We start from the raw sequence: 7,691 nt of genomic DNA, 5'->3' as shown, positions 1-7,691 counted from the left end.
ATCGCGAGCAAGCCCGCTCCCACAGATATTCATTCCAATTGGGCATATATGCTTGATTTAATATTATTTTCCAATCTATAAAACCCACCCTATAGTCTCGCCGCAAGCGCATTTGCCGCGAGACGTCCAGGCTGCTTTAAGGCAGGATGTGGCAATCTTTTCGGATCGCGGCTACGCCTTATCTCAGCCAAATAACGTCGTCATAAGAAAACACAGGGGCTTGTCATGAATTTTTCCGCATTACGTCGCAACCTGCTGGTGGGTTCGCTGGGCCTGGCATTGAGCGCGGGCCTGCTGGGGCAAGCGGTTGCCGGTGAGCAACTGCAAAAAATCAAGGACGCTGGTGAAATCAAGATTGGCCTGGAAGGCACTTATCCACCGTTCAGCTTCGTTGATGACAGCGGAAAACTGACCGGCTTCGAAGTGGAGTTCTCCGAAGCCCTGGCCAAGGAGCTGGGTGTGAAGGTCAAGCTGCAGACCACTCCATGGGCGGGCATTCTTGCGGCGCTGGAATCCAAGCGTCTGGACGCTGTAGTCAACCAAGTGACTATCTCCGAGGAACGTAAGAAGAAATACGACTTCTCCGAGCCGTACACCATTTCCGGGATTCAAGCGCTGGTCCTGACCAAGAAGGCCGATGAGCTGAACATCAAGAAAGCTGCTGACCTGGACGGCAAGAAAGTCGGCGTGGGCCTGGGTACCAACTACGAGCAGTGGGTCAAGGCCAACGTGCCTACCGCCGATGTTCGCACTTACGAAGATGACCCGACCAAGTTCCAGGATCTACGCGTGGGCCGCATCGACGCCATCCTGATCGACCGCCTTGCCGCGCTGGAATACGCCAAGAAAGCCAAGGACACGACCGCCGCTGGCGAAGCCTTCTCCCGCCAGGAATCCGGTATCGCCCTGCGTAAAGACGAGCCTGAACTGCTGGCCGCCGTGAACAAGGCCATCGAAAAACTGCGCGCCGACGGCACGCTGAAAAAGCTCTCGGAAAAATATTTCAGCGCTGACGTCACCCAATAATGGAAGCAGCTCTTCAACTCGCGCTGGACTCCGCGCCCTTCCTGCTCAAGGGCGCGTATTACACGGTCATCCTCAGCCTGGGCGGCATGTTCTTCGGCTTGTTGCTGGGGTTCGGCCTGGCGCTGATGCGCCTGTCGCGTCTCAAGGTGGTCAACTGGATCGCCCGCATGTACGTGTCGTTCTTTCGCGGCACGCCATTGCTCGTGCAGTTATTCCTGATCTACTACGGACTGCCGCAACTGGGCCTCGAACTTGATCCACTGCCGGCGGCGCTGATCGGCTTCTCGCTGAACATGGCCGCCTATGCCTGTGAAATCCTGCGGGCCGCCATCAGTTCCATCGAGCGCGGCCAGTGGGAAGCGGCGGCGAGCATCGGCATGACCCGTGCGCAGACGCTGCGCCGGGCCATCCTGCCGCAAGCGGCCCGCACCGCCCTGCCGCCGTTGGGCAACAGTTTCATTTCCCTGGTGAAGGACACCGCGCTGGCGGCGACCATCCAGGTACCGGAGCTGTTCCGCCAGGCGCAGTTGATCACCGCCCGCACCTTCGAAATCTTCACCATGTATCTTGCCGCCGCGCTGATCTACTGGGTTCTTGCCACCGTGCTTTCGCACCTGCAGAACGTACTGGAAGCCCGGGTCAATCGGCACGACCAGGAGTCCTGACCCATGATTGTCGTGGAAAAACTGACAAAGCAATTCAAGGGTCAGGTGGTGCTCAACGGCATCGACTTGAAGATCGAAGAAGGCGAAGTGGTTGCAATCATCGGCCCCAGCGGCTCGGGCAAGACCACCTTCCTGCGTTGCCTGAACTTCCTGGAAGAACCCAGCAGCGGCCGGATCAAGGTCGGCGACATCGAGATCGATGGCAGTCGCCCGTTGAACCAGCAACAAGGTCTGGTGCGTCGCTTGCGCCAGCAGGTGGGCTTCGTGTTCCAGAACTTCAACCTGTTCCCCCATCGCACGGCATTGGAGAACGTCACCGAAGGCCCGATCGTGGTGAAAAAGACGCCGCGCGCGGAAGCCGAGACGTTGGCTCGCAAGCTTCTGGCCAAGGTCGGCTTGGCTGGCAAGGAAAACGCCTATCCGAGGCGCCTGTCGGGCGGTCAGCAACAGCGCGTGGCGATTGCCCGCGCGCTGGCGATGGAACCGGCGGTGATCCTATTCGACGAACCGACCTCGGCGCTGGACCCGGAACTGGTGGGCGAGGTACTGGCGACGATTCGCGGCCTGGCCGAGGAAAAGCGCACCATGGTCATCGTGACGCATGAGATGAGCTTCGCCCGGGATGTGGCTAATCGCGTGGTGTTTTTCGACAAAGGCGTAATCGTCGAGCAAGGCGAAGCCAAGGCGTTGTTCGCAAACCCTAAAGAAGAGCGCACTCGACAGTTTCTCAGCAAGTTCCTCTCTGCCGGACACGGCGCGCAATAAGTTAGCAACACCGTCATGACTTCCAAGGATGGAAGTTAGACTGCTTGCAATCCCCTGAAACCCCGCCTCCTTCAAGTGCAGAACTTAAAAGTTTCCGCCTATTCATTAAACCTGATCGGCCTCATATCAAGTGCCAATATTGGCCAGCGCCACTTCCAGCCTACAGAAGCCCAACCGCCCGGGCACCCGAGGAAAAGTACGCCCAGCTACACGTATCCGTAACAGCAACGCGTAGGAAATTTCTGAAGCCTGACATAATCAACTTTTGCGCAAGCGCCTCTATTGACACTGAAACTCTCGAACCTATATCTAGATGCAAACAGGCGAAGCGCGTTACTTATCTACAGAGTTGGATGCGCCAACACACCCCGCCCAAGCATCTCAATAATACGGTAATTATCCGCGCCTTTGAGCTTTCGGAACGTAGTGCGTTTTAGACATCAAGGAGAACACCATGACATGTACGTCGCATACCCCTGAATTGGCCGCGCCCACGTTGGCCATTAACGACATCAACATCACCAGCGCCGCGTGCCTGGAAGTCATCGTCGCGCCCTACCCCGGCATGGACGCAGGCGATCTGGTCGAATTGTTCTGGGACAGCTGCTACGTCGGCTCCCACCTGCTTACCGAGACCGATGTGAATGACGGCATCCGCATTCGGGTACCGGAGAGTTTCATCGTCAACGGGACCTCTTGCGTCCACTATCGTGTCATGCAAATCGGACGAGGCCCGGCGCTGTCCGCCTCGCGTCATGTTCAGGTCAAGCTGGACTGCCCCGGTGGCCTACCTTCGGCCTTGACCGGTGACGAAAACCAGAGCCTGGCGCCGGTGCGGATTCCTCAAGCCATACGCCGCCAAGGCGTGAACCCGAACCAGATCAAACGTGGCGTGCCGCTGACCATCGAGCCCTACCTGAACATGGCCGCCGACGATGCGATTACTGTGCGTTGGGGCGATGTACGCATGGACCTGCCAGGAATAAAGCCTGGCGAGGTGGGCCAGCCGATCCACGTCTGGGTACCGCCGGAAATCATCATGGAAGCCGGCGAGGACCTGCGCCTGGAAGTGACCTACTGCATCATTGACCGGGTGGGCAACAATTCCCGCTGGGCGCCGCCGCGCGCATTGAAAATAGGATGCGCCCAGCCCTGCCTGAAAACCTCGCCGAAAGAAATGCAGGCCGCACCGGCGATCAAATCCAACCTATGATTATTCCTAAAAGTTAGTTCAAAAACTGTTTACGCACGTTTAGGGTATATACACCGGACCACCGGACATTCTTGATTTTCGATCGCCGCATTCATCGCGGTGTTTTCTTGAGATGTGAGGTGGGTATGGTACGGAACACAATCACCCCAGTGCAGAGCGCCAAGGCGCTACACGCAGCCACGGAGCGGCTGTGATGTCCGATCTGGCCCAGGCAAAGGTCCAGAGCGACCAGGACATCGCGCCGCTGCTATTGCCGGCACAGGTATTGCGCAACGATGCGGAGGCGATCGAGGCCGCTCATCAATTGGCACAGGTTGCGCGCCAGCAAGCCGCGCGTCGCGACCAGCAGCGCAAGTTGCCTTGGTCGGAAATCGAGCAATTCACCCGTAGCGGCCTCGGCAGCATTGCCGTTCCTCGCGAATATGGCGGACCGCAAGTTTCCTCGGTCACCGTCGCCGAAGTGTTCGCAATCATTTCAGCAGCAGACCCGGCCCTCGGCCAGATTCCGCAGAACCAGTTCGGCGTGCTCCAACTGATTCTCGCCACGGGCACCGAACGACAAAAGAAAGTTCTCCTGCAGAGCCTGCTCGAAGGCTGGCGCATCGGCAATGCCGGACCGGAACGCGGCACCCGCAATACCTTGGAGCTCAAGGCGCGGATCACGGCCGACGGTGACGGCTTTGTGATCAATGGTCAGAAGTTTTATTCCACCGGTGCGCTGTTCGCCCATTGGGTCGCTGTCAAGGCACTGAATGACGAGGGTCGCCAGGTGTTGGCCTTCGTTCGACGCGGCACTCCCGGCCTGCGCATCGTCGATGACTGGTCGGGCTTCGGCCAGCGCACCACGGCCAGCGGCACGGTACTGCTGAACAACGTGCGGGTCGACGCCGAGCTGGTGCTGGACAACTGGCGCATCAATGATGTGCCAAACGTGCAAGGCGCGTTTTCGCAACTGATCCAGGCCGCGATCGACCTGGGCATTGCCCGGGGCGCCATCGATGACGCGATCGCCTTCGTTCGTGAACGCGCCCGCCCTTGGATCGAGGCCAAGGTCGAGCGGGCCAGTGATGACCTGTACGTCATTGCCGACGTCGGCAGGCTGAAAATCGAACTGCACGCCGCCGAGGCGCTGTTGCGCAAGGCCGGGCAGGTCCTGGACCAGGTCAACGCCGCGCCGATCACCGAACAGTCCGCGGCCCGCGCCTCGATAGCCGTGGCCGAAGCCAAGGTGCTGACCACCGAGATTGCCCTGCACGCCAGCGAAAAGCTCTTCGAACTTGCCGGCAGTCGCGCCACCCTCGCCGAATTCAATCTTGATCGCCACTGGCGCAACGCGCGGGTCCACACCCTGCACGACCCGGTGCGCTGGAAGTACCACGCGGTGGGCGACTACCGCCTGAACGGCACCTTGCCGGCCCGGCATTCCTGGATCTGACGACCCGACCTCTGGAGCAGCACATGACGCTTTCCCAACACGTCGCGGTGATTACCAGCGATGAACAAGCCCTGATTGTCGCCAGCGACCTGGCCGAAGACTTCAAGCGCGACAGTGCCCTGCGCGACCGCGAACGGCGCCTGCCGCACCCGGAACTCGAGGCGTTCTCGCGCTCCGGCCTGTGGGGCATCAGCGTGCCCAAGGCCTATGGCGGCGCTGGTGTATCCAACGTCACGCTGGCCAAGGTCGTTGCGCTGATCTCCCAGGCCGACGGCTCGCTCGGCCAGATTCCGCAAAATCACTTCTACGCATTGGAAGTGCTGCGAGTCAACGGCAGCGAAACCCAGAAGCAGCGGCTGTACGCCGAGGTGCTGGCCGGCCAGCGGTTCGGCAATGCCCTGGCGGAGCTCGGAACCAGGACAGCCCATGACCGCATCACCCAACTGCGCCGCGACGGCGACGGTCATCGCATCAATGGCCGCAAGTTCTACGCCACCGGGGCGATCTACGCCCAGCGCATCCCCACATCGGTGGTGGATGAAAACGGTGTGCAGCAGTTGGCGTTCGTCCCGCGCAACAGCAAAGGCCTGACGGTGATCGACGACTGGAGCGGTTTCGGCCAGCGCACCACGGGCAGCGGCTCGGTGGTCTTCGAGGATGTCCATGTCGGCGCCGAAGACATCGTGCCCTTCCAGAGCGCCTTCGAACGCCCAACCCCGGTCGGCCCGCTGGCGCAAATCCTTCACGCCGCCATCGACACCGGCATCGCCCGCGCCGCCTATGAAGATGCCTTGCACTTTGTCCGCAACAAGACCCGACCATGGATCGACGCCACCAGTGACGTCGCGACCCAGGATCCACACATCCTCAAGAGCTTCGGCCACCTGAGCATTCGCCTGCATGCCGCCGAAGCCTTGCTGGAACGCGCCGGAGAATTCCTCGACCGCGCCCAGGACAAGACGAACGCAGAGACGGTAGCGGCGGCCTCGATCGCCGTGGCAGAAGCCCGGGCAATCAGCACAGAAATCTCCCTGGCGGCTGGCAGCACACTGTTCGAACTGGCCGGCAGCCAGGCGACCCTGGCCGAACATGGCCTCGACCGTCACTGGCGCAACGCCCGCGTGCACACCTTGCACGACCCGGTGCGCTGGAAGTACCACGCGGTCGGCAATTTCTACCTCAACGATGAAAAACCGCCGCTGCGGGGGACGATCTGATGGCGGCCGGCAAGAAGAAAATCCTCCTCAACGCGTTCAACATGAACTGCATCGGGCATATCAATCATGGCCTGTGGACCCATCCACAGGACACGTCGACCCAGTACAACACCCTCGAATACTGGACCGGGCTGGCCCAGTTATTGGAGCGCGGTTTGTTCGATGGCTTGTTCATTGCCGATATCGTCGGGGTCTATGACGTTTATCAGCAATCGGTGGACGTCACGCTGAAAGAGTCGATCCAACTGCCGGTCAACGACCCGCTGCTGCTGGTCTCGGCGATGGCCGCCGTGACGAAACACCTCGGCTTCGGCCTCACCGCCAACTTGACCTACGAGCCGCCGTACCTGTTCGCCCGGCGCATGAGCACGCTGGATCACCTGAGTCGTGGCCGGGTCGGCTGGAACATCGTCACCGGCTACCTGGACAGCGCCGCCAAGGCCATGGGCCTCACGGCGCAAGTCGAGCATGACCGTCGCTACGACCAGGCCGATGAGTATTTGCAAGTGCTCTACAAGCTGTGGGAAGGCAGTTGGGAAAATGACGCGGTCATCAATGATCGCGAGCAGCGGATTTATGCCCAGCCAGAAAAGGTGCACAAGGTCCGGCATCAAGGCGAGTTCTATCAGGTCGAAGGCTATCACCTCTGCGAACCCTCGCCACAGCGCACACCTGTGTTGTTCCAGGCCGGCAGCTCGGAACGGGGCCTGCTGTTCGCCGGGCGCCACGCCGAATGCGTGTTCATCAGCGGCCAGAACAAACCGGCGACCAAGGTCCAGGTGGACAAGGTCCGGGCCAGCGCCCTCGAGGCCGGACGCAACCCCGAGGACATCAAGGTGTTCATGGGCCTGAACGTGATCGTCGGCGAGACCGAAGCGACCGCCTGGGCCAAGCATGCCGAATACCTGGGCTACGCCAGCGCCGAGGCCGGCGTGGCGCATTTCTCCGCGTCGACGGGCATCGATTTTTCCGAGTATGAATTGGACGAACCGATCCAGTACGTGAAGAGCAACGCCATCCAATCCGCCACCAAAACCCTGCAAAACAATGACTGGACCCGCCGCAAACTGTTGGAGCAACACGCCTTGGGCGGTCGCTACATCACCGTGGTCGGCTCGCCCGAACAGGTCGCCGATGAGCTGGAATCCTGGATCGCCGAAACCGGCCTCGATGGCTTCAACCTGACCCGCATCGTCACGCCGCAAAGCTACGTGGACTTCATCGACCTGGTGATTCCCGAGCTGCAGCGACGCGGGTCATACAAGACCGAATACGACAACGGCACCCTGCGGGAAAAGCTGTTCGACGCGGGGGCTCAATTGCCCGGACAACACACCGGCTCAGCCTACCGACGCTGATCTTGTGGCGAA

At 60.4% G+C, this 7,691-nt stretch carries 7 protein-coding genes; all 7 read left to right on the top strand.

All coding sequences use genetic code 11. The features are described from left to right. Window positions 1-225 precede the first annotated feature (225 nt). The 7 genes from tcyJ to OC610_RS16800 all read left to right on the top strand — a co-directional run bounded on the left by tcyJ (window position 226) and on the right by OC610_RS16800 (window position 7,679). The gene (gene tcyJ, locus OC610_RS16830; protein ID WP_264429188.1) at window positions 226-1,026 is read left to right on the top strand and encodes a cystine ABC transporter substrate-binding protein; all 801 of its coding nucleotides are present in this window, start codon (window positions 226-228) and stop codon (window positions 1,024-1,026) included. Further along, on the top strand, window positions 1,026-1,691 hold the full coding sequence (gene tcyL / locus OC610_RS16825) for a cystine ABC transporter permease (RefSeq protein WP_264429186.1): 666 nt from the start codon (window positions 1,026-1,028) through the stop codon (window positions 1,689-1,691). Before tcyJ ends, tcyL begins: the two co-directional genes overlap by 1 nt. 3 nt (window positions 1,692-1,694) lie before the next feature. After that, entirely contained in the window at window positions 1,695-2,456 is a 762-nt protein-coding gene (tcyN, locus tag OC610_RS16820) for an L-cystine ABC transporter ATP-binding protein TcyN (RefSeq protein ID WP_264429184.1), read from the top strand. Between the two features lie 454 nt (window positions 2,457-2,910). Then, window positions 2,911-3,669, top strand: a complete 759-nt coding sequence (locus OC610_RS16815) for a hypothetical protein (RefSeq protein WP_264429182.1) — start codon at window positions 2,911-2,913, stop codon at window positions 3,667-3,669. 193 nt (window positions 3,670-3,862) lie between these two features. Beyond that, window positions 3,863-5,104: an SfnB family sulfur acquisition oxidoreductase gene (locus tag OC610_RS16810; protein WP_264429181.1), complete on the top strand. Its 1,242-nt coding sequence runs from the start codon at window positions 3,863-3,865 to the stop codon at window positions 5,102-5,104. 23 nt (window positions 5,105-5,127) lie between these two features. Next, window positions 5,128-6,321 (top strand): SfnB family sulfur acquisition oxidoreductase, encoded by a 1,194-nt coding sequence (locus OC610_RS16805; protein WP_264429180.1) that lies wholly within the window; start codon window positions 5,128-5,130, stop codon window positions 6,319-6,321. Then, on the top strand, window positions 6,321-7,679 hold the full coding sequence (locus OC610_RS16800; RefSeq protein WP_264429178.1) for an LLM class flavin-dependent oxidoreductase: 1,359 nt from the start codon (window positions 6,321-6,323) through the stop codon (window positions 7,677-7,679). The genes OC610_RS16805 and OC610_RS16800 overlap by 1 nt, the downstream gene beginning before the upstream one ends. Window positions 7,680-7,691: the final 12 nt, after the last annotated feature.

Source organism: Pseudomonas agronomica (genome assembly GCF_025917275.1).
Taxonomy (GTDB): Bacteria; Pseudomonadota; Gammaproteobacteria; order Pseudomonadales; family Pseudomonadaceae; genus Aquipseudomonas; species Aquipseudomonas agronomica.
The sequence above is the reverse complement of the archived record's forward strand: the minus strand, read 5'-3'. Positions and strand labels throughout refer to the sequence as shown.

Coding starts and splice junctions, on each gene's coding strand:
- OC610_RS16800 (WP_264429178.1), top strand. CDS start 6,321: ATGGCGGCCGGCAAGAAGAAAATCCTCCTCAACGCGTTCAACATGAAC.
- OC610_RS16815 (WP_264429182.1), top strand. CDS start 2,911: ATGACATGTACGTCGCATACCCCTGAATTGGCCGCGCCCACGTTGGCC.
- OC610_RS16810 (WP_264429181.1), top strand. CDS start 3,863: ATGTCCGATCTGGCCCAGGCAAAGGTCCAGAGCGACCAGGACATCGCG.
- OC610_RS16805 (WP_264429180.1), top strand. CDS start 5,128: ATGACGCTTTCCCAACACGTCGCGGTGATTACCAGCGATGAACAAGCC.
- tcyJ (WP_264429188.1), top strand. CDS start 226: ATGAATTTTTCCGCATTACGTCGCAACCTGCTGGTGGGTTCGCTGGGC.
- tcyL (WP_264429186.1), top strand. CDS start 1,026: ATGGAAGCAGCTCTTCAACTCGCGCTGGACTCCGCGCCCTTCCTGCTC.
- tcyN (WP_264429184.1), top strand. CDS start 1,695: ATGATTGTCGTGGAAAAACTGACAAAGCAATTCAAGGGTCAGGTGGTG.